Source organism: Blautia wexlerae (assembly GCF_013300825.1).
In the GTDB taxonomy this organism is placed as follows: Bacteria; Bacillota; Clostridia; order Lachnospirales; family Lachnospiraceae; genus Blautia_A; species Blautia_A wexlerae_B.
The window spans coordinates 1-26,372 of record NZ_JAAIMY010000037.1 but is presented as its reverse complement, the minus strand read 5'-3'; the positions used below and the strand labels follow the sequence as shown (position 1 = coordinate 26,372).

Below are 26,372 nucleotides of genomic sequence, written 5' to 3'. Positions count from 1 at the left end.
AATTTTTTCAATAATTCTGTCACGAAACGACAGAAAATGACACGAATTGTAAATCTATGGTATTGTTTTGTGATATACTTATAGTAGAATTTTATGATATCAGGGTCAAAAGGTCAAAAAGTCGTTCGTGCTTGCACGATAAGACTTTTGAACTTGGGACCCGCCAAACATGAGAAAGCAGCGATTTACGTAGTAAATCAGCGGATTTCGAATGTTTGAGAATTGCGGGAGCTGCTTTGCAGCGAAGCAATTCGTAGATATCAAGTTAGGGGCAAAATGCCTTTTGACCCTAACATCATTTTATAAATAAAGGAAGATTTACTATGAGAATTGCAATTGTTGATGATATTTCAGAAGAACGGACACTGTTACGAAACAGACTGGAATCTCAGTTTTCCAGGCGCAATGTCCATACAGATATATTGGAATATGAAAATGGAGAAACTTTCCTCACTGCAGCGAAGGAATGTCCTTTCACGGTAGTGTTTCTGGATATTTATATGAATGGTTCTAACGGGATTGATACAGCAAAAGAACTTCGCAGATCAGATACTGACTGTCTGCTGATCTTTACAACAACTTCCACCGACCATGCATTAGAGGGATTCCAGGTCCGGGCTCTGCACTATCTTGTAAAGCCCTACAGTGAAAATGATATTTCCGCACTGACAGACGAAATCCTTTCCCGCATCCCGGATTCCGGGAAATACATAGATGTAAAGGTAAACGGCAGTAATATTCAGATCCCCTTTCGGAAAATAATCTACGCAGAGCATTTTTCCCATATGATCCACATCCACACTGCCGGTGAAAGGGAACTGGTCACCCGCCAGTCCTTTGATTCCTTCATAACCTCCCTGAAAATGGACTCACGTTTCTATCGGTGTAACCGAGGCGTTGTGATCAATCTGGAGCATGCCGTTGATTTTGACGGAACAGGCTTTCGCCTTGATAACGGAAGCAATGTCTCTGTCAGCCGGAAGCTGCTGAAAAACGCCAGACAGACATTTATGGAATTTCTGTTCCAAAGGAGGTCCTGAAATGACTGACATACTTCGCCCTGTACTTGAACTTTTCGTAATCATTCCCGGTATACTGCTGGCATATCTGCCTGTAAAGAACCATTTGAGGCAGACACCGCTTAAGCTGACAGCATGGCTTCTTCCCCTTCTTCTGGGAATCTGTATTTTGGGAGGGGCAGTTTGCTGTGCCCTGCAAATTCCCACCAGATGGTTCCTGTTTCCTCTGCTGCCTGTCATTATGCTCATTTACCATAAAACATTAAAAATCTCTGTCTGGAAATCCGTCAGTATTTTTCTGGCAGTCTTCGCAGTTTTTACATGTGTCAAAAGTCTGTCCCGGGCAGTCAATGCACTTATGACTGCTGACCTGCATATTACAGAAAACGAACTGTGGTTGCACACTAGTGCCGGAATTTTCTATAACGTCATCTGTCTGCTGTTTGTTCTGGCAGCCTGGTATCCTGCCTGCCACTGTGTACAGACAATGGTCACAGACGAGAACTTTGCCCAGACCTGGTATGTATTCTGGATTCTTCCGGTAATCTTCATCGGAGTGAATCTTTTTATGATTCCCAAACACCGCAGCACTTTATATACCGGGCGTATTCTGCAGTGTTATATTGTTTTCAGTCTTGTACTGCTCATAATCCTGCTTCTGTTCTATGTCCTGTTTCTTATGATGGCAGTCAGCCTGAACAGAAATGCCAGACTTCAGCAGGAGAACCATTTTCTTTCCCTTCAACAGGAAAGATACGAGAATCTCTGCATGGCCATTGAAGAAGCAAAACAGGCACGTCACGATATCCGCCATCATTTTGTCCGTCTGTCCACTCTGGCAGAACAGGGTGACATGGAAAAAATTAAAGAATATCTCTCCGCTGCAACCGGAAAAATCTCTGACTATAACCTGCATTTCTGTGAAAATCAGGCTGTTGACAGTGTTTTCGGATATTATTCCACCATTGCAGAAAGAGAAAACATTCCTTTTCATGCAGTGGTTTCCCTGCCTGCTGATCTTTCCATAGATGAGATCAATCTGTGCCTTGTGTTCTCCAATCTGCTGGAAAATGCCATCCAGGCAAGTGTGAAAACAGTACCCGCCCGCAGAAAGATTAATGTGGAAGTTTATCCCCACCATAATCATCTCCTTCTGATCCATGTGGAGAATACCTTCGATGGCAAAATACAGCAAAAAAACAATATTTTCCAATCCTCCAAACACTCCGGAAACGGAATAGGAATCGAATCTGTCCGCCACATTACCGACAAAAATGGAGGTGCCTGTGACTTTACCTATAAAGATGGTATTTTCTCTGCAAAAATAATGCTCCGGATATAATCAATTACTGATTATACCGGAGCATTTTGTAAAAATATTCAAATATCTCTTGAAGTATCTAAAATTATTCCATGCACTCATCCAGAATTGTAGCCATCTTATCAATGTGTTCTTTTGTGATCACAAGCGGAGGTACGATTCTCAATACATCACTGCCTGCAGAGATCACCAGCAGTCCTTTTGTAAGAGCAGCCTTTACAACTTCTCCAACAGGGCGGCCCTGGATCACGATTCCCTGCATAAAGCCCATGCCTCGTCTTGTTGCAGCGCATTCATGTTTTGCAACAATTTCATCCAGTTTCTGTTCCAGATATGGAGTCATTTCCTGTACATGTTCGATGATCTTATCATTCTCATAAATGTCAAATACTTTGCTGACTGCAGCACATACAAACGGGTTTCCACCGTAAGTGGTACCATGATCGCCTGGCTCCAGAGAAGCTTTAGCAGCTTTCTCACCCAGGACAAATGCACCTACCGGCACACCACATCCAAGAGCTTTCGCACTTGTCATGATATCCGGTTTTACACCATATGCCTGCCATGCAAAATAATGTCCGGTTCTTCCCATACCGCACTGGATCTCATCGAAAATCAGCATGATGTCTTTCTCATCACAGATCTGGCGCAGACCTTCCAGAAATTCTTTCTTTGCCGGATAAATACCGCCTTCACCCTGTACAACTTCAGTGATAATCGCGCAGGTCTTATCTGTAATCTGAGCCTTTACGCTTTCCAGATCATTAAAATCTGCAAACTTCACACCGCCCATCAGTGGCTCAAAGGGCTCTCTGTAATGAGCAGTTCCTGTTACGGAAAGAGCTCCGATACTTCTTCCATGGAAGGAATGGTTCATGGCAATGATCTCATGATCTGCATGTCCGTCACGTACATATGCATATTTCTTAGCTGCTTTTAAAGCACCTTCGATTGCTTCTGTACCACTGTTAGTAAAGAATGCCTTGCTCATTTTACTTGCCTTTACCAGCTTCGCACCTGCTTCAATGATCGGCTCATTGTAATATAAGTTGGAAATATGCATCAGCTTATCAATCTGATCTTTTAATGCTTCATCATATCCCGGATAATGATATCCCAGAGAATTCACAGCAATACCTGCTGCAAAATCCAGATATTCCTTTCCTTCGGAATCATATAAATAACATCCCTGTCCCTTTTCAAAAACAACAGGAAAACGATTATAAGTGTGAAGGATACTCTCTTCGGATTCCTTCATCTGTTCATTCATGTTCATTGTAATATTTCTCCCCGTCTTCTCTCAGAATCGCAGTACCAATACCTTTGTTTGTAAAGATTTCCAGCAGTAAGCTGTGAGGAATTCTTCCGTCAAGGATATGGACTCTGTTAACGCCTTCTTCAATGGCATCAATACAGTTTTTCAGCTTCGGAATCATACCTCCGCCTACATAACCGTTATCGATCAGTTTCTGTGCTTCATCTACATGAAGTTCAGAGATCAGACTGGACGGATCATCTTTGTCTTTATAAACGCCTTCAATATCAGAAAGGAATGCAAGCTTCTCAGCATGAACAGCCTCTGCAATGGCACATGCAGCATCATCCGCATTAATATTATAAGTAGCGAACTCATCGTCATAACCTACCGGGAAAATGATCGGCAGGAAATCTTTCTCCAGAAGATCCTCCAGAATCTTCGGCTCAACCTTTGTAACTTCACCAACAAATCCGATGTCTCCACCCTCTGTCTGTTTCTTGCGGCATTTCAGCAGACCACCGTCTTTACCACTGATACCAACAGCATTTACACCAAGAGATTCCACCATGGCAACCAGTTCCTTATTCACCTTCGCAAGAACCATCTCTGCAATCTCCATAGTATCTTTATCTGTAACACGAAGACCGTTAATAAATTTCGGCTCCATACCAACCTTGCCAACCCAGCGACTGATTTCCTTACCACCGCCATGAACGATGATCGGTTTGAAACCAACCAGTTTCAGAAGAACAACGTCCTTGATCACATTCTTCTTCAGTTCATCATCCAGCATGGCACTTCCGCCGTACTTTACAACTACGATTTTACGATTAAATCTCTGAATATAAGGAAGCGCCTCGATCAGCACCTCCGCTTTATCTAAATATTTCTGATTAACCATCTGTATTCTCCTCTGTTATGAACGATAATCCGCATTGATTTTTATATAATCATAAGTCAGGTCACAGCCCCATGCAGTTGCTGTGGCATCACCCATCTTCACATCAGCGATTGCTGTGACAGCTTCCTCAGAAAGAATCTTCGTTGCCTCTTCTTCACTGTAATCCACAGCCACACCATTCTCAATAATCTGGATCTTACCAGCCTTACTCTCAAAGAACAGATCCACCTTCTCAGGATCAAACTTCGCACCGGAATATCCCATAGCACACAGGATTCTTCCCCAGTTTGCATCATGTCCGTAGATAGCAGCCTTTGTCAGAGAAGAAGTAACAACAGACTTGCTCAATGTAACTGCCTGCTCCTTAGACTCTGCACCAATGATCTTCACCTCAAACAGTGCAGTCGCACCCTCTCCGTCACCTGCGATCTTCTTCGCCAGAGTAGTATTGATATAATTCAGCGCAGCCTTGAAGGTTTCGTAATCCTCACCCTTCTCTGTGATCTCCGGATTCTCAGCCAGACCATTGGCCAGAAGAAGAACTGTATCATTGGTAGAAGTATCTCCATCAACAGAAACCATATTGTAAGTATCCTTAACATCCTCACTTAATGCTTCCTGCAGCATCTTCTTGGAAATCTTCGCATCAGTAGTAACAAACCCAAGCATTGTACACATATTCGGATGGATCATACCGGAACCCTTACACATACCACCAACAGTAACCGTCTTACCGCCAATTTCAATCTGAACAGCAACCTCTTTCTTCTTGGTATCAGTAGTCATGATCGCCTTCGCCGCCTCAGTACCAGCCTCCAGAGAACCATCCAACTTCGGCGCCATCATCTTCACACCATTCTTAATACGGTCAATGGGAACCTGCATACCAATCACACCTGTAGAAGCAACCAGCACACTGTCAGCAGCCACCCCAAGAATCTCAGCAGCCGCATCTGCAGTCTCCTTACAATAACCATACCCTTCTGCACCAGTACATGCATTGGCAATACCACTGTTACAGATCACCACCTGTGCAGACGGATGATTATAAACAATATCCTGATCCCATTTAACAGGCGCAGCCTTCACCACATTGGTAGTAAAAGTCCCCGCAGCCACACATGGCACCTCACTGTAAACCATAGCCATATCCGTTCTGCCCTTATACTTAATCTCAGCCGCAACAGCCGCTGCCTTAAATCCCTTAGCCGCCGTAACGCCGCCATCTATAATCTTCATAAAACCTCAATCCTTTCTATATAAATAAAACCAAATAATTTCCGAAGCGTCCCTTTCCATTAATCTATCACGGACACATCGGCACCTGCAGCAGTCCCTCAGCCTCCTTAAATCCAAACATCAGATTCATATTCTGCACAGCCTGTCCTGCAGCACCTTTCACCAGATTATCCATAGCCCCCATCATAATAACTCTGTGAGTTCTGGGATCGATCTTAAAGTTCACATCCACATAATTACTTCCTTCCACACACTTAGTCTGCGGACAAACATCCTTATCCAGCACACGAACGAAAGTCTCATTCTCATAATACTTATCATAAACTGCCTTCACCTCTTCATAAGAAACATCCTTAGTCAGAGAAGCATAAGCAGTCACCAGAATACCACGATTCATAGGAATCAGATGAGGTGTAAAATTAATCAGCACCTCTTTGCCACACGCATAACCAAGCTGATCCTCAATCTCCGGTGTATGTCTGTGACTTGCAACACCATAAGCCTTAATATTCTCATTCACTTCACAGAACAGATTGGCAACCTTCGCTCCACGTCCTGCTCCTGAAGTACCGGACTTCGCATCAATAATAATGGTAGACGGATCGATCAGCCCTTCTTTGATCAGCGGATAAATAGAAAGGGTGGAACATGTGGGATAACATCCCGGATTCGCAATCAGTCTTGCCTTCTTAATCTCCTCACGATTAATCTCACATAAACCATAAACCGCCTCATCAATAAACTGCGGAGCCTTATGCTCAATTCCATACCATTTCTCATATTTCTTCACATCTTTAATACGGAAATCCGCACTCAGGTCAATAACTTTCGCCTTGGAAAGAATTCCTTCATTAATTAAAGAAGCACAGAGTCCCTGAGGAGTAGCTGTAAAAATCACATCCACTTCATCAGCTAATGCTTCCATATTATCATCCATACATTTCGCATCTACCAGTTTAAAAAAGTTCTGATAAACATCTGCATATTTCTGGTCAATGTAACTTCTTGAACCATACCACGCAACTTCCACATCTTTATGTCCCAGAAGCAGTCTCACGATCTCGTTACCTGCATATCCTGTGGCACCGATAATTCCTGCTTTAATCATAATAATTTCCTCCATCTTCGCCTCATCCGGCGATCTTCATTTCATAGTAAAACTTTACTCTATCAGAGTGCTGGACTAATTATACATCTTACCTGCATAATATGCAATAGTCATTTTTCAATGTTTTTACATGGATTCTATTTTGCTTCACGAATTTCCCCCTGTCTTTTCCTATATTATGTTGCATATTTATGCAAAAACAGATAAAACTTTTTTGCATTTTTCTATTGCATATTTATAAAAAAAGGTGTATATTATCACTTGTTAAGCGGCATCACACGAAATCATCTTGTTCCGCATTGAATATTTATTCAAAAATTTCAATCAGAAATTACCGCATTTATTCAAAAATAATGCGCTGAACTCCCGACCTATTCATTTACTTTCGGCAAACGGATATCTCAGGAAATTTTTACAAATCAGGAAAATAATAAAATCCAATTTCAGGAGGAATACAATCATGAAAGAAAAAGTCGTTTTAGCATACTCAGGCGGTCTTGATACCACAGCCTTAATCCCATGGTTAAAAGAAACATTTGATTACGATGTTGTCTGCTGCTGCGTAAACTGCGGTCAGGGAAACGAACTGGACGGACTGGATGAAAGAGCAAAGCTTTCCGGTGCTTCCAAATTATATATCGAAGATATCGTAGATGAATTCTGTGATGACTTCATCGTTCCATGTGTACAGGCAGGTGCTGTATACGAACACAAATATCTCCTTGGTACATCCATGGCCCGTCCGGCAATCGCTAAGAAATTAGTTGAGATCGCACGTAAAGAAGGCGCAGTTGCTATCTGCCACGGTGCTACAGGTAAAGGTAATGACCAGATCCGTTTCGAACTTGGCATCAAGGCTCTTGCTCCTGACATCAAAATCATCGCTCCATGGCGTATGACAGACAAATGGACCATGCAGTCACGTGAAGATGAAATTGCATTCTGCAAAGCTCACGGAATCGACCTTCCATTCGATGCAAGCCACAGCTACAGCCGTGACAGAAACTTATGGCATATCAGCCATGAGGGTCTGGAACTGGAAGATCCTTCCCAGGCTCCAAATTATGACAATATGCTTGTTTTAGGTGTTACACCTGAGAAAGCCCCTGATAAAGAAACAGAAGTTACCATGACATTCGAGCAGGGTGTTCCGAAAACATTAAACGGCAAAGAAATGAAAGTTTCCGAGATTATCACTGAGCTTAACAAATTAGGCGGCGAGAACGGTATCGGTATCGTTGATATCGTTGAGAACCGTGTTGTTGGTATGAAATCACGTGGCGTATATGAGACTCCTGGTGGAACTATCCTGATGGCAGCTCATGAACAGCTCGAAGAACTTACACTTGACCGCGAGACAATGGAAACCAAGAAGAAACTTGGCAGCCAGTTCGCTCAGGTTGTTTACGAAGGAAAATGGTATACACCACTTCGAGAGGCAATCCAGGCATTCGTTGAATCCACACAGAAATATGTAACAGGTGAAGTGAAATTCAAACTGTACAAAGGCAACATCATCAAAGCCGGTACAACTTCTCCATACAGCCTGTACAATGAATCTCTTGCATCTTTCACAACAGGTGACCTCTATGACCACCACGATGCAGATGGATTCATCACACTGTTCGGACTTCCACTGAAAGTTCGCGCTATGATGTTAAAAGAAGTTGAGCAGAACAAGAAATAATTAATTGATAACAGATTCAGCCAGATGAACACTTTATTCATCTGGCTGTTTTTATTACCTGATACAGTAGTGCAATTCTGTAAAAAATGGCACAAAAAAGACACAGCCAGATGGCCATGTCCGTTTTTATCTGCTATGTTTATGATTATCTGCTTTCCAATTCCGCACGTTTCTTATCGATAAGCTCCTGAAGTTTTTCCAGCTCTTCCACTGTAATCCCATCAGATTCCAGAAGCGCATTCATCATTTCCACCGGATTAATCTTTCTGCTTTTGGCATTTCCCTTTAAATAATCCTCTCTTGAAAGAAGAGGGGTATAATTTCTTGCATACACCTTGCCGTTCATTGAAGTTCCCGCAACCTGGATCAGGTTCTCTTTCAAAAGAAGCTCCAGGCATCTTCTTACTGTCGGCATTTTCAGTTCCGGTGCAATGTCATTGATCTCAAAAGCAGACAATGGTCTTCCCTCTTCCCAAAGCACATTCATAATATCATAACGTTTACCTTTTAAGATGTCCATCTTAAGATCTCCTTCCATTTTTAACCAGATATCACTATAATACAGAAATATCGAATTAATTACAATTACAGAGACCTTACACTGATTTACAGTCCTTTTACAAATTTGTTACCAAGTTTATCCGGACAATAATACATCTTTCTACACATCACGAATCATTTCGTCATAAAACAAGCTGTTTTTTCTCAAGACGGGCATATACCCACTCTCTGAAAAGTGTATAGATGACAGATACTGTCGGAATGAAGATCAGCATTCCCGCAATTCCCATCAGACTGCCGCCAAGTGTTACAGCTACCAGTACCCAGATGGATGGAAGCCCGACAGAACCACCTACCACATGAGGATAGATCAGGTTTCCTTCTATCTGCTGCAGGATAAGGAAAAGTCCCAGAAACAGAACTGCTTTTACAGGACTTATCATAAGGATCAGAAAAAATGCTACCCAACATCCGATAATTCCGCCAAACAGCGGGATCAATGCTGTAAATGAAATCAGGACACCCACCAGCATTGCATATGGAAAATGCAGGATTGTCATGGATACAAAGAACATACTTCCAAGAATCACAGCTTCGATACACTGTCCGGTAATAAAGCTGGAAAAAATCCTGTTTGCCAGATTCCATACATGTGCCAGATATCTGACCGGTTTTTCCGGGAACATTGCGTACATTGCTTTTTTTATCTGCTGCAGGAGCTTTTCTTTCTGCAAAAGGACGTAGCAGGCGAATACAAAGCCAATGGATACATTCATTGCAGTAGTCAGAAGTCCTATGGTGATGGACACTGTGGAGGAAACAATGTTATTGACTCCGTTCTTCAGTACGCCGAGTACAGAATCGATTATTTTTCCCGGCTCAATGTCAAGAGACTGCGCCCATTTCACAACTTCCGGATTGTTTCCGAATACATTGTCGATCCATTTCTGGAAAACCGGAATATTTTCTTCTATCTTTTTCGCTATGTTTACGAATGTTGCCCCCAGTTCCGGTACTACTACCAGCATAACGATCACGATTATACAGATCACAAAGCAGATAGAAAGCACCAGGCTGACCGGCCTTGCCAGTTTTTGTGCTGTTTTTTTCTCTTGTTTCAGGACTCTTCCGAACAGATGATGTTCTATGAATTTCATTGGAATATTGAGGATAAAAGCGATTCCGAAACCAATGATGAACGGAAAGAGAAAGCCAAGCAGAACTCTGACAGTGCTGATGACTATGTGCAGGTTCTGGACACCCAGGTATAAGAGAATTGCGAATGCGATGAGCCATCGGATTTTTTTCATGTTTTCTTTGTCTAGCTGCATGTTTGTTTTTCCTTTCTTTTTGATATTGGAGAGTATTATATCATATTTTAATAATAAAATGAGGGACGCTTAGAAAAATATTTTATCTGCTATGCGGTTTCGGCATCTAAGAGATTCTAAGTCATCTGAAATCTGCTAAAAGCATGAGAAGAAAAGTCTATGATTGCTCGCTGGTGCTCAGGCAATGGACTTTTCTTCTCATAACGCAGATTTAAGAGGACTAAGAATCTCTAAGATGCCTGCAAATGCATAGCAGATAAAATATTTTTCTAAGCTGGTAATTGGGAGGTGAAAAACATCGCATCAATTCGCATGTTAAAAGCCTACATGAATAAAAAAGACTTTAAATATGAAAGAGATTGTATAAGTTCACATGGGATATCATATACTTTATATAAATTCTGCCAGCAAAATGCTTTGCAGACTATGAATTATCAAAGAGCAATGTGAAAAAGAATAATAAATTAAATCGCAGAAAGGAATTGACAGTTAACTGCAAATATTTTATAATCATTTTATAAACAATATAAGTAAACTTATATATGTCCATAATCGGTTGGACGTTTCTACCAACTACCGTAATAGTTGTCTATAAGTTCTCTCCTCAGGGAGAAAGAATGAGGTAAAGGCAGCATCGGTAGATTTTTTTTGCCTTTCCTTAACCGCAAAAAGGAGGTATGGTTATGAACGAGCGGACTTTTGTTTTAAAGGGAACGATTTGCTACAGTAATTCTCTGACAGAACTTTCCATCACTGAAAATGGATATTTAGTATGTGAAGATGGGCGATGTGCAGGGGTGTTTGATGAGCTTCCTGAGAAATTTGCAGGAATCTCATGTACAGATTTTGGCGATGAGCTGATCATTCCGGGACTGACTGATCTGCATCTTCATGCTCCGCAGTATACGTTTCGTGCCTCGGGTATGGATCTTGAGCTGCTGGACTGGCTGAATACTTATACTTTTCCGCAGGAAGCGCGTTATGAAGATACGGAGTTTGCAAAAGAGGCTTATTCTGTTTTCGCTGAGGATATGAAGAAGAGCCCGAATACAAGAGCATGTATTTTCGGAACTCTGCATGTCCCTGCTACCGAGATCCTGATGGAACAACTGGATAAAACCGGAATAAAAGCTATGGTCGGCAAGGTAAATATGGACCGTAATGGTTCTCCGCAGTTGCAGGAAGAGAGTGCTCAGGCTTCTGCTGATGCTACGGTTCAGTGGATTAAGGATACGCTTGATAAATTTGAAAATGTAAAGCCGATCCTTACTCCGAGATTTACTCCATCCTGTTCTGATGAGCTGATGGAGAAGCTTTCGGAGATTCAGAAAAAGTATCATCTGCCGATGCAGTCTCACCTTTCTGAGAATTTCAGTGAAATTGCCTGGGTGAAGGAGCTTTGCCCGAATACACATTTTTATGGAGAAGCATATAGCCAGTTTGATCTTTTCGGCGGTGACTGTCCAACGATCATGGCTCATTGTGTTCATTCTTCGGATGAGGAAATTGCCCTTATGAAAAAGCAGGGCGTTTATATTGCTCATTGTCCGCAGTCTAACACAAATCTCGCCTCAGGTATCTCTCCTGCGAGACGTTATCTGGACGAAGGCTTACACATCGGACTGGGCTCTGACATTGCAGGTGGAACTTCCGTTTCTATTCTGCGTGCCATGGCTGATGCTATTCAGGTTTCCAAGCTGTACTGGCGGCTGGTTGATTCTTCCATGAAGCCGCTCACTGTTGAAGAGGCCTTTTATATGGGAACAGAAGGAGGCGGTTCCTTCTTTGGAAAGGTTGGAAGCTTTAAGGAGGGGTATGAATTTGATGCGGTTGTGCTTAATGACAGCACTATTCCAACTCCACTGAAGCTCTCTCCGAAGGACAGACTCGAAAGACTGATCTACCTTTCCGATGACCGCAATATTACCGCTAAATATGTAGCCGGAAGAAAGATTCTGTAACTGCAGGAAATACAGAGCCCGACGGCAATTTTAAATTCAAAAGGGGGAAAGATTATGAACCTTGACAAAATGTTTCATCTCAAAGAAAACCACACAGACGTAAAAACAGAAGTTATGGCTGGTATCACTACTTTCATGACAATGGCTTACATTCTGGCTGTTAACCCAAATATTCTGGAAGCGTCCGGCATGGACAGAGGAGCTGTTTTTACAGCGACCGCACTGTCATCCTTTATTGCCACCTGCCTGATGGCACTGCTTTCTAACTACCCGTTCGTTCTTGCACCGGGCATGGGCTTAAATGCCTACTTTGCATACACGGTTGTTCTTGGCATGGGATACAACTGGCAGCAGGCACTGGCAGCTGTATTTGTAGAAGGTATTATTTTTATCCTTTTATCACTCACTAATGTGCGTGAAGCGATTTTTAACGCTATTCCAATGAACCTGAAACATGCAGTATCCGTTGGTATCGGACTGTTTATTGCTTTCATCGGACTGCAGAATGCTAAGATCGTAGTTAACAACGACTCCACCCTGGTAAGTGTATTTTCCTTTAAATCCTCCGTTTCCGGCGGAACCTTCAATACAGAAGGAATTACAGTTCTTCTGGCGCTGATCGGACTTCTCATCACCGCCATCCTTCTTGTTAAGAGTGTAAAAGGAAACATTCTCTGGGGTATCCTGATCACATGGGGACTTGGCATTATCTGTCAGTTGACAGGACTTTACAAACCTGATCCTGCAGCCGGCTGGTACAGTCTCCTGCCGGATTTCTCAAACGGAATCTCCATTCCAAGCATGGCTCCCACATTTATGAAAATGGACTTCTCCATTGTCTTCACACTTGATTTCGTAGTCATTATGTTTGCATTCCTGTTTGTAGATATGTTCGATACACTTGGAACACTGATCGGCGTTGCTTCCAAAGCTGATATGTTGGATAAAGAAGGCAAACTTCCGAACATCAAAGGTGCTCTTCTTTCTGACGCAGTAGGAACTACAGTAGGTGCTATGTGTGGTACTTCCACAGTTACTACTTTCGTAGAGAGTGCTTCCGGTGTTGCTGAAGGCGGACGTACAGGACTTACTTCCCTGATAGCAGCCATCCTCTTCGGATTATCACTGCTGTTATCCCCGATTTTCCTGGCAATCCCGTCCTTTGCCACAGCACCGGCTCTGATCATCGTTGGATTCCTGATGCTCACATCAGTAACCAAGATTGACTTCAACGACATGACTGAAGCAATCCCGGCATTTATCGCGATCATCGCAATGCCATTCCTGTACAGCATTTCTGAAGGTATCTCCATGGGTGTTATCTCCTATGTGATCATCAACGTTGTTACAGGTAAAGCTAAGGAAAAGAAAATCAGCGTACTGATGTATGTACTGGCTGTATTGTTTATTTTGAAATATATCTTTATCTGATATAAATATCATAATCAAGAGTCAGGCGGATAAAAGCATTCACTTTCATCACATGACTCTACAATCAATACTGCTTTACATTTTATATATTATATTTTAAATTACACAGAAATAAAAAGAAGTCTCCTGCAGAGGCTTCTTTTTATTTCTATAATCGTCTTTCTCTTTTTACATCTATGATGTATAATTATGAAAGTGTTTATTCATTTTTAGATCAATGAAGCACAGGCGCTCTTAAAAAATATTTGAAATATAAGGAAGGATTACACACATCATGCAAAAACAACAGATTCCTTTAAAAAATTCCCTGCTCCTGCTTCTCGCAGCGATCATCTGGGGTATCGCTTTTGTGGCTCAAAGCGTAGGAATGAAATACGTAGGAGGCTTTACTTTTAATGCCGTCCGTTCCCTTATCGGAGCAGTCGTTCTGATTCCACTGATTTTTATTCTGAAAAAGAGAAACTCCCCTTCAGATTCTGCTTCCAAAGCATCTGGCAGATCTGACACCTCAAGTAATACTGTATCCAATATGCAGGAGAAAAAAACTCTGATTATCGGCGGTATCGCCTGCGGTATCTGCCTCTGTCTGGCAAGCAATTTCCAACAGTTTGGCATCAAGTATACAACCGTCGGAAAAGCCGGCTTTATCACTGCCTGTTATATTGTGATCGTCCCTGTCATCGGACTATTCCTTGGCAAAAAATGCACGAAATTTATCTGGGCTGCCGTTGCAATGGCTCTGATCGGACTTTATCTCCTGTGCATCACAGATGGATTTTCTATCGGAAAAGGAGATCTGCTCGTACTGGTATGCGCATTTCTATTTTCACTGCACATACTGGTCATCGACTACTTTTCTCCAAAAGTAGACGGAGTAAAGCTCTCCTGTATTCAGTTCCTGACATGTGGAGTTCTTTCCGGCATTCCCGCTCTGCTCCTTGAGCATCCGGAACTCTCATCCATCCTGGCAGCATGGCAGCCAATCCTCTACGCAGGTGTCATGTCATGCGGAGTAGCTTACACCTTGCAGATTATCGGTCAGAAAAACATGAACCCAACTGTAGCATCCCTGATACTCAGCCTGGAATCCTGCATCTCTGTCCTAGCCGGATGGATCATCCTCAGACAGCAACTAAGTACTAAAGAAATCCTTGGATGTGTCATCATGTTTGCTGCTATCATCCTTGCACAGCTTCCACAGAAGCAGACAGAATAATATGCAGAGTAGGTCAGAGGGTCTATTCCCTCTTTCCTCTCATTAAACTGCATGTGAGTTTCTCCTTCATACGACTATACGGCTTTCCAGCATTCTTCTTTCTACAGTATTGTACCACACCACCATTCGTTGTAAGCCTTTTTTCGTAATCCTTATTCTGCTCCATGGATATTTCAAACAGAAGATGGAAAAGAAAAAGTTATTGCTATAGACGGGCATGGAAGCTATGTAACAGAAATGGTAGATGACTAACTTTAAAAAATAAACTCCCCCCTTCGTCAGAAATTCATCCGACGGGGGGAATTTATTTTTTATCCGCTATTCAACTTCCCCAATCACCTTGTGGAAATGTTCTTTTATCTTGGAAAAACTCTCATCACTTAAATCATGTTCCAGCTTACATGCATCTTCCTTCGCAATCTCCGGGCTTACGCCGAGACGTTCCAACATCTTACTCAACACTGTATGGCGTTCATAAATATGCGTTGCAATCTGAGCCCCTTTATCCAGAAGCGTCACCGTACCATAACGATCCATCGCGATATAGCCATCCTCACGTAACAGCTTCATCGCATGACTCACACTCGGTTTCGATACCCCAAGCATCGTCGCAATATCAATAGAACGAACACCGCCCCCCTGTTTAGACAACACCAAAATTGCCTCCAAATAATCCTCCGCCGATTTTCTAATTTGCATTCAAAATACCTCCCATATTGTTTTGATATTAACACAATATGGAAAATTTTTCAATCGCTCTTCTTGAGAACAGTCGTCATTAACTGTTACTGCTCACTCCGTTCTCAGTAACGTAGCCAAAATTTCATTCATTCCATATGAAAAAACAGCATCGAAAAATATTTCATTTCATGTGCATTTGCAGGATACTTAGATATTCTTAGCCGCCCAAAATCTGCGTTATGAGCCATCAAGGACACTGTCTGAGCGAAGCGAGTTTGTCCTTGATGGCTCATGCTTTTAGTAGATTTTTGACGGCTTAGAATATCTTAGTGTCCGAAACCGCACATGAAATGAAATATTTTTTGACGCGTCCCTACTGAATTAAAAAAAAAGCCCTCTGACCAGCATTCCCACATACCAGCCAAAGAACCTTTTTATACCAGGATTATCTTTTAAATTCCTAAAGCAATCTCCATCATCCTGTTAAACGAAGTCTGTCTGGCCTCCGCAGAAATTGCCTCATCCCTGAAAACATGATCCGAAATCGTAAGAATCCCCAGTGCCTCCTTACCGGCTCTCGCAGCATTCATAAACAGCGCCGCACACTCCATCTCCACACAGAGAACCCCCATCTTTCTCCATGCCTTCGAACTCTCCGGATTATCTCCATAGAACACATCTGAAGATACAACAGAACCCACACGAACCGGTGTACCCTGCTCCTTCGCAACCTCTACAGCCCTTGCAACCAGTTCATAGCTTGCTGTAGGAGCAAAAGTCCCCGGCAACTGATACTGGCTTGCATAATTTGAATCCGTACATGCACTCATAGCGATCACAACATCCATTACACTTACATCATCCTGCAGCGCACCTGCAGAACCAATACGGATGATCTTCTCTACATCATAGAAATTATAAAGCTCATAACTGTAAATACCCATAGACGGCATCCCCATACCGCTGCCCATGACAGATATCTGCTCACCCTTATAAGTTCCGGTATAACCAAACATATTTCTCACTGTGTTAAAACATACCGGATTCTCCAGATATGTCTCCGCAATATACTTCGCACGCAGCGGATCTCCCGGCATCAGAACCTTCTTTGCAATATCACCTTTCTTTGCACTGTTGTGTGGTGTTGAAATACTCATAATCACCCTCTCCTTTCCCGTAATGCTACATCACTGCATTATTTATCATCACCTGTAAGCCGCAGCACATCCCTGATTTCTTCTTCATCCATATCAAGAATGATCGCCAGCTCCTCTACACTGAACTTTGAACTTTCATCCTCTTCATCCTCTGTAAGTTCCCGGACTGCCGCTTCCAGCTTCTCCACCTTTGCTACCAGATAGTCATCCTCAAATTTCCTCTGTGTCTGCTCCTCGATAGCATGGCGGATCCCACACCGGATACGTCCAAGCAGCCATTTCTCATCTTTCTCTTCCGGTTCTTCCTCTCCCAGAGCCATCAGAAGGCTTATATTTGCCTCCTGAATCAGATCAGCGATAAAAATCTCCTCACAGTTCATTTCAACCGCCATTTCGGCTGCTGCACGCAGATACTTCTGTGACAGTTCTGCCTGTGCCAGCGCATCTCCCTTTGAAAGCAGTTCAAAAAGTTCTTCCGCACTTCTCTCTCCCTGCTCCTGTTCTTCAAGACCTTCCAGATATTCTTTCAGATACGCTTCTTCCTCTGCTGTCAGAGGAACTTTTTCTTCTTTTTCTTCGGATACTTCTTCCGGTCCGGCCTGAGATGCTGCTGAGATCTCCTCCGCACCTTCAATGGAAATACCTTTTAATTTTAAATACTGTAATATCTTGATCAGCTGTGACTTATCCAGGTCAAGTTCGCCAAAGCATTCCTTTATCTGTTCCGGTTTCAATACTTTGCCATTCTTCTCTCCAAGTTCACATACTTCTGTAAGTTTCTGCTGAAATTTCTGTATATCCATAGTCAAAATCTCCCTGTCCTGTTTATAACTTAACTATACAACAAAAAACTATGTCTGTAAAACAAAAAAGCACCGTTTTAACCGGTACTTTTTCTGAATGCGGATAACAGGACTTGAACCTGCACGGGAAGCCCACTGGTACCTAAAACCAGCGCGTCTGCCAATTCCGCCATATCCGCATTTTCTCATATTCTCAGAGTGTATCCGAAAAATCATTCTCGCACTCTGCAAAAGCAATAAAATAGCGGAAACCTCACAAAAGATTTCCGCTATTAATGAAGCATCGGGGATTCGAACCCCGGACAACTTGATTAAAAGTCAAGTGCTCTACCGACTGAGCTAATGCTCCATATAAAAGACTGGGCTAGCTGGATTCGAACCAGCGAATGCAGCAGTCAAAGTGCTGTGCCTTACCGCTTGGCGATAGCCCAAAGGCGAAGGGTGGATACAGGGATTCGAACCCTGGGCCTCCAGAGCCACAATCTGGCGCGCTAACCAACTGCGCTATACCCACCACAGCGTGCCTGAAGGGATTCGAACCCCCGACCCACGGCTTAGAAGGCCGTTGCTCTATCCAGCTGAGCTACAGACACATCTCTCTGTACATACAGAGAAGCGGGTGATGGGAATCGAACCCACGTATCTAGCTTGGAAGGCTAGTGTTCTACCATTGAACTACACCCGCATTTCGCTGAAACGGTAATGTTGTTGTTACAGCAGTCGGGGTGACAGGATTCGAACCTGCGGCCTCCTGGTCCCAAACCAGGCGCTCTAGCCAAGCTGAGCCACACCCCGCTGTTTTTCTTTATTTATTTGTGCTTCGTTGTCCGACGCAAGACATATTATATGTTAAGCAACCCCAAATGTCAACACCTTTTTTCAATTTTTTTTGATTTTTTTTAAAAAAGTGATTTTTTATTCCTCGAAAAGTCCCTGAAACCAGCTAAATACAAGGCTTTGCGGGCTTTTCACTTTTTTCAAAAAAATCGTTTTTTTGTTCGCAAAAAGGGATTTTTTACTGGTTTTTGAGATTTTTTGTAAAAAAATATTTTTTTCGCACAATAAAAAAATCTTAACTTTTTTTATTTTTTCTTCTATTCTTTTACTGTCACGTATCTGTAAAAAGAGGTATTGCCGTTATCCGAACAACAATACCTCAAAAATATACAGTCAGATGAGTCAGGCGGATATTCGCAACCTCCGCAAGTAACTTACCTGATTCAGTTAAATAATTTTTCAGAGGTATCTGATCTCGACCTGAGGATCTTTTCCTTCTTCTATCTGCATAACTGCATAGCTTGGCCTGCGGCCTCTCTGACGCGGGTAGGTAAGACTGCCGGGATTAATTACCAGAATCCCATCCTCATTCTCGATCAAAGGCATGTGAGTATGACCATACATTGCAATCTTACATCCCTTAGCCTGCGCATTCTCAACAAGTTTATCATAATCCCGGGACACAAAATAGTGATGTCCATGTGTAACCAGTATCTTATGTCCCTCCAGGGTAACTTCTTCATCATAGGGAAGATCTGTAAAAAAGTCATTATTTCCTGCGACAATCGTACATGGGCACTCTGCCAGTGCCTCAATGAAAATCTCTCTGCCTTCCACATCACCACAGTGGATCAGATAATCAAAGGGAGCTTCTCTGAGCACTGTCTCTTCCAGATTCTCATCCTGTCCATGAGTATCGCTGACGATCAGTACCTTCATTTCAGTTCATCCTTTATGGCACGTAATGCTTTTCCCCTGTGGCTGATCTTATTTTTCTCTTTGCCGGAAAGCTCTGCAGAAGTACATCCATATTCCGGCAGGTAGAAGATCGGATCATAGCCGAAGCCGTTCTCTCCCTTCTCCTCATAGCCTATACGGCCTTCCATTATTCCACGCACTGTTTTTACACTTCCATCCGGAAAAGCCGCTGCAACGGCGCATACGAACCTTGCAGTACGCTTCTCGTCCGGAACTCCGTTCAGTCTCTCTATCAGACTTGCATTTTTGATATGATATGAGGTATCTTCTCCCATGTAACGGGCAGAATAAATGCCCGGCTCTTTATTCAGATAGTCAATCTCCAGACCGGAATCATCTGCCAGAGTGATCTCCCCTGTCAGTTCACAGATTGTCTTCGCCTTGATCACAGCATTTTCCTCAAAAGTAGAACCATTCTCTACAATATCTGCATGGATTCCCGCTTCTTTCATAGAAACAACCTCTACATCCATATCTGCAAGGATCTCGCGGATTTCTCTCATTTTATCCTGATTTCCGGTAGCAAAAATTATTTTTTTCATAATCCTTTGTATCCTCTTTTTATTTTGATTTTTCGCAATTACAGAAGCACTAAGCTACGGTTTTTCTTCGGTGGGCGCGGCCCAAGGAACTGATAGTAATAGGTCTTAAGCATACCATTATAGATCTTACGGTTTTTATCTGCTTTTCGCCCGATATCGTTCTCCGCTTTCTCATAAGATGTGATCAGATACATGGACCACTTGTCAAGCCTTTCATAGCTTTCCCCGATTTCACGATAAAGCTGAGTTAAATTCTCTTTTTCTTCCAGTCGTTCCCCATAAGGAGGGTTTGTGATGATGAATCCATATGGTTTGGGATGGCGGAGATCTTTTACCGCTCTCTGCTGGAAATGGATCAGCTTGTCCACACCTGCCATTTTTGCATTAGCTCTGGCAGCCTTCAACGCCTCAGGATCAATGTCAAAGCCCTGGATATCTGTTTCAATATTAAGATTTATCCTGTCCTGTGCCTCTTCATTTGCATCATACCAGCATTTTCTCGGAACCAGATGCTTCCATTCCTCAGCAAGGAAGGAACGGTTCATGCCGGGTGCAATATCTGCTGCCATCATTGCTGCTTCAATAGGAAAGGTACCGCTTCCGCAGAAAGGATCTACCAGAATCCTGTCTTTATTCCATGGTGTAAGCATGATCAGAGCAGATGCCAGTGTTTCTGTGATCGGAGCTTTCACTGTCATTTTACGATATCCTCTTTTATGCAGAGATACCCCTGAAGTATCAATACCGATCGTGGCCACATCTTTCATAAATGCCACGCGGATAGGAAAGCTTGCCCCATCCTCTTCAAACCAGGATACCCCGTATACGCCCTTCAGACGCTCTACAATGGCCTTTTTCATAATGGACTGGATATCTGACGGACTAAAGAGCTTGCTCTTCACAGAATTGGCCTTGGCAACCCAGAATTTCCCATCCTTGGGAATATAGTTTTCCCATGGCAGGGCTTTTGTCTTTTCAAAAAGCTCGTCAAAGGTTTCTGCCTTTACTTCTGCTACTTTCAGCAGGATCCTTTCTGTGGAACGCAGAAAGATATTGGCATCTGCGATTCCCTGTGCATCTGCCTCGAATGTTACTTTTCCATCCTCTACTTTGGTAATCTCATAGCCCAGATCAAGGATCTCACGTTTCAGTACAGCTTCCATACCGAAATGACATGGAGCGATCAGTTCAAATTTTTCCATTCTTTATCCTTTCTATATGTAGATGGGACTTCCCTATAATTCTATGCTCTTAACAATATTTCCCTCAAAATCCTTAATTGTAAACACACCGTCCTCAAAGATCGCATATGTAGGCGGGTTTCCTTCTTTTGGAATGGAAACAGAACCCGGGTTGAGAAGTACATAGCCTTCTTTCTGCTCTGCTTTCAGTACATGGGTATGTCCATGGATCAGAATATCTCCTTCCTGGATCGGAGGCAGATTATTTTCATTGTAAATATGCCCATGTGTGGCATAAAAGGTTCTTCCATCCAGGTTCAGAATACAGTAGTCTGCCATAACCGGAAACTGCAGGACCATCTGATCGACCTCAGCTTCACAATTCCCACGTACAGCATAAATTTCTTTCTTCATGTCATTAAGCATGGAAATGACCTGTTTGGGAGCATATTCTCTGGGAAGATCATTTCTCGGGCCATGATAGAGCAGATCGCCCAGCAGTACCAGGCGTTCTGCCTTTTCTTCTTTATAGGCATCCAGCATTTTTCTGCAGTAGTATGCAGAACCATGGACATCTGATGCAAACATATATTTCATAGTTTTGTGTCTCCTCTTTTATTGGTATGCCGACAGATTGATTTCTGAAATAACCTGAAGATATACCGGTTCGTATTTTTTCTCTTACACCTTATCATGCTTATGGCGAAATTACAAGATTTCTTCCCCGATATGCTTCAAAACCGCCTATAACAGACCTGGTACAGTACCCAAGCTTTGCAAGCTGCCTTGCAAGCAGAAGGCTTGCCCCGCCCCTGTCGCAGTACAGAACCAGTATTTTTCCTTTTGGAAAGGCTGTATATCCGTCTATTTCTCCATATGGCATATTTACGGCTCCTTTTACATGGCTGTGCATATAGGACTTTTTTTCTCTCAGATCTATGATCAACGTGTCCCTTCGGTCCACATAATAATCCAGCATTTTTGCAGAAATCGTTTCCACCGGAAACATGGCAGACTCCTTTTTGTTATATCATATGATATCAGGGACAGATGTGCCACTGCCTGACAAAAAACAGCCGACACATAAATTGGCTCACAGCAGATCAGGAGGGGCATTTCCCCCTCCTGATCCAATCAATATCTGTCTTCTTCTGATCTGTAAGACTGGGAAGTTCTATTTTTCATCTTATTCCTGCAGTCTGTCTCATTTTTATTTTTTGTGCTGTTCTTCGTACTATTCTTCACATCATCAGTATAGTTCATTTCATTACCATAGCTGCTCTTATCTGAAGTTCCTGTGCGATTTCTGCTGTTTTTACTCTCAGATGATTCATAGTTTTTTGCCATTATTTTTTCCTCCTGATGGAATTTATCTTCCCGGATTTTCCAATAGCCCGGAAGAATCCGGGATTTTTTCTTCCGCACTTCATTGCTGAAAGTGCTTCACATTGACTATTATCCCAAAAACCGGGGGGAATATTCATCAAAATATGTTGCTTTTTTCACCAAGCTATATTATAATCATATCTGTAAAAAGAATTTACCCTTCAAAAATTTTTTTTACATAAACCCCTTATTTAATTATTTATACTCCCCTTGAAAGTCCCGGCAGCTCCCCTGCCGGGGTTTTCTCTTTGTATTTATCCATACACGTAATCTCAGAAAAAAATATAAAAAGCAGCATCGCCAATCTCATGATGTGCGATGCTGCTCCATTTTTATATTCTTCTTTTCCCATTCATTTTTCATACGCGCCAGCGGACAGTTTGTTTCTCCACATTTACAATCATCATTGTGTCACTCTCCCGTATGAGTTGATATGGATATTTTACTGTATTCTTACACTGTCTTCAATATGTGGCAAAAAATGTGGCAGGGTTTCTGTCCATAATTTACCAGATTTCAGACTCTACTGCAGCTCTTTCAATAGAAAGGCCTTTCATATAGCTGTCCATAAATGCGTTAAATCCAGCCACACCTTCCGGTTTTGGATCCAGTGTGCTGCTTTCCTGATCTGCAAATACTTTGATATCAAGGAAGCTTTCCAGAGTCTCGCCTTCTTCTTTATTTACCAGATAAGAAGCAAGAAGTGCGATTCCCCAGGCTCCGCCTTCACCTGCAGTAGCCATTACAGATACCGGTGCATTGACAGCATCTGCCAGAATCTGCTGTCCTACACCTTTTGTCTTGAATAATCCTCCATGGCCAAGAAGACGGTCTACTTTTACATTTTCTTTCTCAAACAGAAGGTTCAGACCTACTCTCATGGCTCCAAGGCATGTATACAGATTGGTTCTCATAAAGTTTGCAAGATTAAATTTGCTTTCAGGAGAACGTACAAATAACGGACGTCCTTCTTCAAAGCCTGTCATATGCTCACCCGAGAAATAGCAGTAAGACAGAAGTCCGCCACAGTCCGGATCTCCTTCAAGTGCCTTATTATAAAGGGTTCCGAACAATTTGTTCATATCCACTTCCATACCCATAGCTTCTGCAAACTCTTTAAATACATTTACCCATGCATTCAGGTCAGAAGTACAGTTGTTGGAATGAGCCATAGCTACCAGATGTCCGGACGGAGTGGTAACCATATCAATTTCTTTATAAGGTCTGGAAAGCTCTTTTTCCAGAACGATCATGGCAAATACAGAAGTTCCTGCGGAAACATTACCTGTGCGGACTGCCACACTGTTTGTTGCAACCATTCCTGTTCCTGCATCACCTTCCGGAGGACACATCGGGATTCCAGCTTTCAGTTTTCCTGTTACATCGAGAAGTTTTGCACCTTCTTCTGTAAGAACACCGGCATCTTCACCTGCAACAAGGGCTTTCGGCATAATATCACGAAGTTTCCATGAGAATCCGTAAGGAGTAACCAGTTCATCGAATTTATCAACCATCTCCTGGTTGTAATCTGCCTTTGTGGTATCAATCGGGAACATACCTGCTGCGTCACCGATACCCAGAACTCTCTTTCCTGTCAGTTTCCAGTGGACATAAGCCTCCAGAGTTGTAATATAATCGATATCTTTTACATGTTCTTCACCGTTAAGGATTGCCTGATACAGATGTGCGATACTCCATCTCTGAGGGATATTGTAATTAAACAGCTCCATCAGCTTTTCACTGGCTTCTCCTGTAATATTATTTCTCCATGTACGGAATGGTACAAGAAGTTCTCCATCTTTATTAAATGGCATATAGCCATGCATCATAGCACTGACACCAAATGCACCTACGGATTCCAGTTCTACGTCATATTTTGCTTTTACATCCTTTGCCATATCCTGATAACAATCCTGGATACCTGTCCAGATATCATCAAGGCTATATGTCCAGACACCGTTTTCATAACGGTTTTCCCATTCATGTGCACCGGATGCGATTGGCTGATTTTTGTCATCTACAAGTACTGCTTTAATTCTGGTAGAACCAAACTCAATACCAAGTGCTGTTTTATTTGCAATTATTGCTGCTTTTGCTTCTGCTGCTCCCATTTTTATGTACCTCCCTGATTTTTTGATGTACTTTTTTTATATATTTTTAGGGCTGCCATCTCAGGTAATCCAATGAATCTCTGACATATATACACAATCCATTGTTCCTGTCTGATATGACAGCCTTTTATGTTACTGTTCACTCCGTTCACAGTAACCCTTTTATATCACTTATGGTAATAATTATTTTCTGAATGCAAGCTCATTCCATCTCAGTTCATTTTTGAAGTCACGGATATTGGTATCTTTATCAATGTAAACAGCTTCAATTCCCATAGCTGCAGCCCAGTCTCCCATCTGTTCTGCTGTCAGGTCATAGGAGAATGCTGTATGATGAGCACCGCCTGCAAGAATCCATGCTTCTGCACCTGTTTTAAGGTTTGGCTGTGGTGTCCAGAACGCACTTCCTACAGGAAGCTTCGGCATCGGTTTCTCAACTTTCTTGCAGTCTACATCATTGATGATCAGGCGGAAACGGTCACCAAGATCGATCAGGGATGTTGCAATAGCCGGACCTGTCTTACTTGTAAATACAAGTCTTGCAGGATCTTCTCTGTCACCCATGGAAAGCGGGCATACTTTAATACCAATCTTACCATCTGCAACAGATGGGCAAACCTCGAGCATATGTGACTGAAGGATTCCTTCTTTTCCAGGTACAAAATTATATGTATAGTCTTCCATCATGGAAGTTCCTTTTGCATCTTTGATACCTGCTGTCATGATCTTCATCAGACGGACCATTGCAGCTGTCTTCCAGTCACCTTCTGCGCCGAATCCATAACCTTTTTCCATAAGTCTCTGGATTGCAAGTCCAGGAAGCTGTTTAAGAGCACCCAGATCGCCAAAATGTGTAACAATTGCCTGATAGTTTTTCTCTTCCAGGAATTTCTCAAATCCAATTTCAATCTGAGCCTGAACTGCTACGTGACGTTTGAATTCCTCCGGATCTCTTCCCTCAAGAATGATATCATATTTGCTGTAGTATTCATCTACCAGTGCATCTACATCACCTTTAGCTACACCTTTTACATAGTCAGCAATCTCATTTACAGGGTAAGCGTCAACTTCCCATCCGAATTTGATCTGTGCTTCTACTTTATCACCTTCTGTAACAGCTACGTTTCTCATGTTATCTGCTACACGGCATACACGGATATGGCTGCTTTCCATAATGCCAACAGCTGTACGCATCCAGGAAGCAAGTCTTTCCTGTACATCTTTATCTGCCCAGTGGCCAACGATAACTTTTCTTTCGATTCCCATTCTTGTGACAATGTGACCATATTCACGACCGCCATGAGCAGACTGGTTTTCATTCATGAAGTCCATATCAATGGTATCATAAGGAATTTCCTCATTAAACTGAGTATGCAGATGGCAGAGTGGTTTTCTGTACTCCTTCAGACCAAGAATCCATGATTTTGCCGGTGAGAAAGTGTGCATCCATGTGATCACACCTGCGCAATCTTCATCTGCATTTGCCTCATTAAATGTTTTACGGATCAGTTCATTTGTGATCAGTGTTGGTTTCCATACTAATTCAAATGGAAGAACACCGCTCTTGTTTAATTCCTCAACAATGATCTTAGAATGCTCGGCAACTTTTCTTAAGCACTCATCTCCGTAAAGATCCTGTGAACCTGTACAAAACCAGAACTTATAGTTTCTTCCTGTTTTCATGATAAAATTCCTCCCTGGATTTTTATATATGTTTTTTATTTTTATGTTACTGTTCACACACCACTATCCCGCGAGGTGTTTTGGCATGAATATGCCAAGA

At 42.4% G+C, this 26,372-nt stretch carries 24 protein-coding genes, 7 tRNA genes and 1 riboswitch; of the genes, 6 read left to right on the top strand and 25 right to left on the bottom strand.

The features are described 5' to 3' along the window. The first annotated feature begins 323 nt into the window (after nucleotides 1-323). Nucleotides 324-1,040, top strand: coding sequence for a LytR/AlgR family response regulator transcription factor (locus tag G4417_RS14535; RefSeq protein ID WP_173683989.1), 717 nt, complete (start codon nucleotides 324-326; stop codon nucleotides 1,038-1,040). Nucleotide 1,041: 1 nt separating this feature from the next. After that, complete coding sequence (locus G4417_RS14530) at nucleotides 1,042-2,361, top strand: sensor histidine kinase (protein ID WP_173683988.1); 1,320 nt, start codon at nucleotides 1,042-1,044, stop codon at nucleotides 2,359-2,361. A 64-nt stretch (nucleotides 2,362-2,425) separates the two neighbouring features. Here the strand turns inward: G4417_RS14530 and G4417_RS14525 are convergent, their stop codons facing one another. The 4 genes from G4417_RS14525 to argC all read right to left on the bottom strand — a co-directional run bounded on the left by G4417_RS14525 (nucleotide 2,426) and on the right by argC (nucleotide 6,846). Further along, nucleotides 2,426-3,616 carry an aspartate aminotransferase family protein gene (locus G4417_RS14525; RefSeq protein ID WP_173683987.1) on the bottom strand — a complete coding sequence of 397 codons (1,191 nt, stop codon included), beginning with the start codon at nucleotides 3,614-3,616 and terminating at the stop codon, nucleotides 2,426-2,428. Next, nucleotides 3,603-4,499 carry an acetylglutamate kinase gene (argB, locus tag G4417_RS14520; protein WP_173683986.1) on the bottom strand — a complete coding sequence of 299 codons (897 nt, stop codon included), beginning with the start codon at nucleotides 4,497-4,499 and terminating at the stop codon, nucleotides 3,603-3,605. The genes G4417_RS14525 and argB overlap by 14 nt, the downstream gene beginning before the upstream one ends. A 15-nt stretch (nucleotides 4,500-4,514) precedes the next feature. Continuing rightward, entirely contained in the window at nucleotides 4,515-5,738 is a 1,224-nt protein-coding gene (argJ, locus tag G4417_RS14515; RefSeq protein WP_173683985.1) for a bifunctional glutamate N-acetyltransferase/amino-acid acetyltransferase ArgJ, read from the bottom strand. Between the two features lie 67 nt (nucleotides 5,739-5,805). Beyond that, nucleotides 5,806-6,846 carry an N-acetyl-gamma-glutamyl-phosphate reductase gene (argC, locus tag G4417_RS14510; protein WP_020993512.1) on the bottom strand — a complete coding sequence of 347 codons (1,041 nt, stop codon included), beginning with the start codon at nucleotides 6,844-6,846 and terminating at the stop codon, nucleotides 5,806-5,808. Between the two features lie 460 nt (nucleotides 6,847-7,306). Here argC and G4417_RS14505 point away from each other — a divergent pair, with 460 nt between their 5' ends. Then, nucleotides 7,307-8,533 carry an argininosuccinate synthase gene (locus G4417_RS14505; RefSeq protein WP_008706208.1) on the top strand — a complete coding sequence of 409 codons (1,227 nt, stop codon included), beginning with the start codon at nucleotides 7,307-7,309 and terminating at the stop codon, nucleotides 8,531-8,533. A gap of 145 nt (nucleotides 8,534-8,678) precedes the next feature. On the opposite strand, the gene G4417_RS14500 is transcribed toward G4417_RS14505, so the two are convergent. Beyond that, complete coding sequence (locus tag G4417_RS14500) at nucleotides 8,679-9,053, bottom strand: BlaI/MecI/CopY family transcriptional regulator (RefSeq protein ID WP_020993513.1); 375 nt, start codon at nucleotides 9,051-9,053, stop codon at nucleotides 8,679-8,681. A gap of 163 nt (nucleotides 9,054-9,216) precedes the next feature. Next, the gene (locus tag G4417_RS14495; RefSeq protein ID WP_173683984.1) at nucleotides 9,217-10,365 is read right to left on the bottom strand and encodes an AI-2E family transporter; all 1,149 of its coding nucleotides are present in this window, start codon (nucleotides 10,363-10,365) and stop codon (nucleotides 9,217-9,219) included. Nucleotides 10,366-10,881: 516 nt separating this feature from the next. Next, nucleotides 10,882-10,977, top strand: a riboswitch (purine riboswitch). A 71-nt stretch (nucleotides 10,978-11,048) separates the two neighbouring features. On the opposite strand from G4417_RS14495, the gene G4417_RS14490 reads away from it, so the two are divergent. The 3 genes from G4417_RS14490 (at nucleotide 11,049) to G4417_RS14480 (ending at nucleotide 14,973) form a co-directional block, all read left to right on the top strand. Further along, nucleotides 11,049-12,326 (top strand): amidohydrolase family protein, encoded by a 1,278-nt coding sequence (locus G4417_RS14490; RefSeq protein ID WP_330598392.1) that lies wholly within the window; start codon nucleotides 11,049-11,051, stop codon nucleotides 12,324-12,326. Nucleotides 12,327-12,380: 54 nt separating this feature from the next. Then, on the top strand, nucleotides 12,381-13,757 hold the full coding sequence (locus G4417_RS14485; RefSeq protein WP_173683982.1) for an NCS2 family permease: 1,377 nt from the start codon (nucleotides 12,381-12,383) through the stop codon (nucleotides 13,755-13,757). A 289-nt stretch (nucleotides 13,758-14,046) separates the two neighbouring features. Next, nucleotides 14,047-14,973, top strand: a complete 927-nt coding sequence (locus G4417_RS14480) for a DMT family transporter (protein WP_062807477.1) — start codon at nucleotides 14,047-14,049, stop codon at nucleotides 14,971-14,973. Between the two features lie 318 nt (nucleotides 14,974-15,291). Here G4417_RS14480 and G4417_RS14475 read toward each other — a convergent pair whose 3' ends face one another. The 19 genes from G4417_RS14475 to araA all read right to left on the bottom strand — a co-directional run bounded on the left by G4417_RS14475 (nucleotide 15,292) and on the right by araA (nucleotide 26,272). Next, nucleotides 15,292-15,672, bottom strand: a complete 381-nt coding sequence (locus tag G4417_RS14475; protein ID WP_173683981.1) for a metal-dependent transcriptional regulator — start codon at nucleotides 15,670-15,672, stop codon at nucleotides 15,292-15,294. Nucleotides 15,673-16,106: 434 nt separating this feature from the next. Further along, entirely contained in the window at nucleotides 16,107-16,811 is a 705-nt protein-coding gene (gene deoD, locus G4417_RS14470) for a purine-nucleoside phosphorylase (protein ID WP_173683980.1), read from the bottom strand. Nucleotides 16,812-16,849: 38 nt separating this feature from the next. Continuing rightward, on the bottom strand, nucleotides 16,850-17,614 hold the full coding sequence (locus G4417_RS14465; protein ID WP_173679295.1) for a hypothetical protein: 765 nt from the start codon (nucleotides 17,612-17,614) through the stop codon (nucleotides 16,850-16,852). Nucleotides 17,615-17,712: 98 nt separating this feature from the next. Further along, nucleotides 17,713-17,793: transfer RNA gene (locus G4417_RS14460), tRNA-Leu, on the bottom strand. Nucleotides 17,794-17,890: 97 nt separating this feature from the next. Beyond that, nucleotides 17,891-17,963, bottom strand: a tRNA-Lys gene (locus tag G4417_RS14455). 10 nt (nucleotides 17,964-17,973) lie between these two features. Further along, nucleotides 17,974-18,045 (bottom strand) — tRNA-Gln (locus tag G4417_RS14450). A 9-nt stretch (nucleotides 18,046-18,054) separates the two neighbouring features. Further along, nucleotides 18,055-18,128, bottom strand: a tRNA-His gene (locus tag G4417_RS14445). 5 nt (nucleotides 18,129-18,133) lie between these two features. Then, nucleotides 18,134-18,207 (bottom strand) — tRNA-Arg (locus tag G4417_RS14440). A 21-nt stretch (nucleotides 18,208-18,228) separates the two neighbouring features. After that, nucleotides 18,229-18,299: transfer RNA gene (locus G4417_RS14435), tRNA-Gly, on the bottom strand. Nucleotides 18,300-18,334: 35 nt separating this feature from the next. Continuing rightward, nucleotides 18,335-18,409 (bottom strand) — tRNA-Pro (locus G4417_RS14430). A 441-nt stretch (nucleotides 18,410-18,850) separates the two neighbouring features. Beyond that, nucleotides 18,851-19,330, bottom strand: coding sequence for a metallophosphoesterase family protein (locus G4417_RS14425; protein WP_020437076.1), 480 nt, complete (start codon nucleotides 19,328-19,330; stop codon nucleotides 18,851-18,853). Next, nucleotides 19,327-19,911 carry an XTP/dITP diphosphatase gene (locus G4417_RS14420; protein ID WP_173683979.1) on the bottom strand — a complete coding sequence of 195 codons (585 nt, stop codon included), beginning with the start codon at nucleotides 19,909-19,911 and terminating at the stop codon, nucleotides 19,327-19,329. The genes G4417_RS14425 and G4417_RS14420 overlap by 4 nt, the downstream gene beginning before the upstream one ends. Before the next feature lie 38 nt (nucleotides 19,912-19,949). Then, complete coding sequence (locus G4417_RS14415) at nucleotides 19,950-21,113, bottom strand: THUMP domain-containing class I SAM-dependent RNA methyltransferase (RefSeq protein ID WP_173683978.1); 1,164 nt, start codon at nucleotides 21,111-21,113, stop codon at nucleotides 19,950-19,952. A gap of 33 nt (nucleotides 21,114-21,146) precedes the next feature. Beyond that, nucleotides 21,147-21,689: a phosphodiesterase gene (yfcE, locus tag G4417_RS14410; RefSeq protein ID WP_055053062.1), complete on the bottom strand. Its 543-nt coding sequence runs from the start codon at nucleotides 21,687-21,689 to the stop codon at nucleotides 21,147-21,149. A gap of 100 nt (nucleotides 21,690-21,789) precedes the next feature. Beyond that, nucleotides 21,790-22,101, bottom strand: a complete 312-nt coding sequence (locus G4417_RS14405) for a rhodanese-like domain-containing protein (protein WP_173683977.1) — start codon at nucleotides 22,099-22,101, stop codon at nucleotides 21,790-21,792. A gap of 125 nt (nucleotides 22,102-22,226) precedes the next feature. After that, nucleotides 22,227-22,439, bottom strand: a complete 213-nt coding sequence (locus G4417_RS14400; RefSeq protein WP_173683976.1) for a hypothetical protein — start codon at nucleotides 22,437-22,439, stop codon at nucleotides 22,227-22,229. A gap of 238 nt (nucleotides 22,440-22,677) precedes the next feature. After that, nucleotides 22,678-22,830 (bottom strand): hypothetical protein, encoded by a 153-nt coding sequence (locus G4417_RS14395; protein WP_173683975.1) that lies wholly within the window; start codon nucleotides 22,828-22,830, stop codon nucleotides 22,678-22,680. 154 nt (nucleotides 22,831-22,984) lie between these two features. Beyond that, the gene (locus G4417_RS14390) at nucleotides 22,985-24,589 is read right to left on the bottom strand and encodes a xylulokinase (RefSeq protein WP_173683974.1); all 1,605 of its coding nucleotides are present in this window, start codon (nucleotides 24,587-24,589) and stop codon (nucleotides 22,985-22,987) included. 183 nt (nucleotides 24,590-24,772) lie between these two features. Next, the gene (araA, locus tag G4417_RS14385; protein ID WP_173683973.1) at nucleotides 24,773-26,272 is read right to left on the bottom strand and encodes an L-arabinose isomerase; all 1,500 of its coding nucleotides are present in this window, start codon (nucleotides 26,270-26,272) and stop codon (nucleotides 24,773-24,775) included. Between the last annotated feature and the right edge of the window lie 100 nt (nucleotides 26,273-26,372).

Bases quoted from the DNA above. Each gene is read 5' to 3' on its own strand.
- G4417_RS14535 (WP_173683989.1), top strand. From the start codon at position 324: ATGAGAATTGCAATTGTTGATGATATTTCAGAAGAACGGACACTGTTA.
- G4417_RS14530 (WP_173683988.1), top strand. From the start codon at position 1,042: ATGACTGACATACTTCGCCCTGTACTTGAACTTTTCGTAATCATTCCC.
- G4417_RS14525 (WP_173683987.1), bottom strand. From the start codon at position 3,616: ATGAACATGAATGAACAGATGAAGGAATCCGAAGAGAGTATCCTTCAC.
- argB (WP_173683986.1), bottom strand. From the start codon at position 4,499: ATGGTTAATCAGAAATATTTAGATAAAGCGGAGGTGCTGATCGAGGCG.
- argJ (WP_173683985.1), bottom strand. From the start codon at position 5,738: ATGAAGATTATAGATGGCGGCGTTACGGCGGCTAAGGGATTTAAGGCA.
- argC (WP_020993512.1), bottom strand. From the start codon at position 6,846: ATGATTAAAGCAGGAATTATCGGTGCCACAGGATATGCAGGTAACGAG.
- G4417_RS14505 (WP_008706208.1), top strand. From the start codon at position 7,307: ATGAAAGAAAAAGTCGTTTTAGCATACTCAGGCGGTCTTGATACCACA.
- G4417_RS14500 (WP_020993513.1), bottom strand. From the start codon at position 9,053: ATGGACATCTTAAAAGGTAAACGTTATGATATTATGAATGTGCTTTGG.
- G4417_RS14495 (WP_173683984.1), bottom strand. From the start codon at position 10,365: ATGCAGCTAGACAAAGAAAACATGAAAAAAATCCGATGGCTCATCGCA.
- G4417_RS14490 (WP_330598392.1), top strand. From the start codon at position 11,049: ATGAACGAGCGGACTTTTGTTTTAAAGGGAACGATTTGCTACAGTAAT.
- G4417_RS14485 (WP_173683982.1), top strand. From the start codon at position 12,381: ATGAACCTTGACAAAATGTTTCATCTCAAAGAAAACCACACAGACGTA.
- G4417_RS14475 (WP_173683981.1), bottom strand. From the start codon at position 15,672: ATGCAAATTAGAAAATCGGCGGAGGATTATTTGGAGGCAATTTTGGTG.
- deoD (WP_173683980.1), bottom strand. From the start codon at position 16,811: ATGAGTATTTCAACACCACACAACAGTGCAAAGAAAGGTGATATTGCA.
- G4417_RS14465 (WP_173679295.1), bottom strand. From the start codon at position 17,614: ATGGATATACAGAAATTTCAGCAGAAACTTACAGAAGTATGTGAACTT.
- G4417_RS14425 (WP_020437076.1), bottom strand. From the start codon at position 19,330: ATGAAGGTACTGATCGTCAGCGATACTCATGGACAGGATGAGAATCTG.
- G4417_RS14420 (WP_173683979.1), bottom strand. From the start codon at position 19,911: ATGAAAAAAATAATTTTTGCTACCGGAAATCAGGATAAAATGAGAGAA.
- G4417_RS14415 (WP_173683978.1), bottom strand. From the start codon at position 21,113: ATGGAAAAATTTGAACTGATCGCTCCATGTCATTTCGGTATGGAAGCT.
- yfcE (WP_055053062.1), bottom strand. From the start codon at position 21,689: ATGAAATATATGTTTGCATCAGATGTCCATGGTTCTGCATACTACTGC.
- G4417_RS14405 (WP_173683977.1), bottom strand. From the start codon at position 22,101: ATGTTTCCGGTGGAAACGATTTCTGCAAAAATGCTGGATTATTATGTG.
- G4417_RS14400 (WP_173683976.1), bottom strand. From the start codon at position 22,439: ATGGCAAAAAACTATGAATCATCTGAGAGTAAAAACAGCAGAAATCGC.
- G4417_RS14395 (WP_173683975.1), bottom strand. From the start codon at position 22,830: ATGGGAAAAGAAGAATATAAAAATGGAGCAGCATCGCACATCATGAGA.
- G4417_RS14390 (WP_173683974.1), bottom strand. From the start codon at position 24,589: ATGGGAGCAGCAGAAGCAAAAGCAGCAATAATTGCAAATAAAACAGCA.
- araA (WP_173683973.1), bottom strand. From the start codon at position 26,272: ATGAAAACAGGAAGAAACTATAAGTTCTGGTTTTGTACAGGTTCACAG.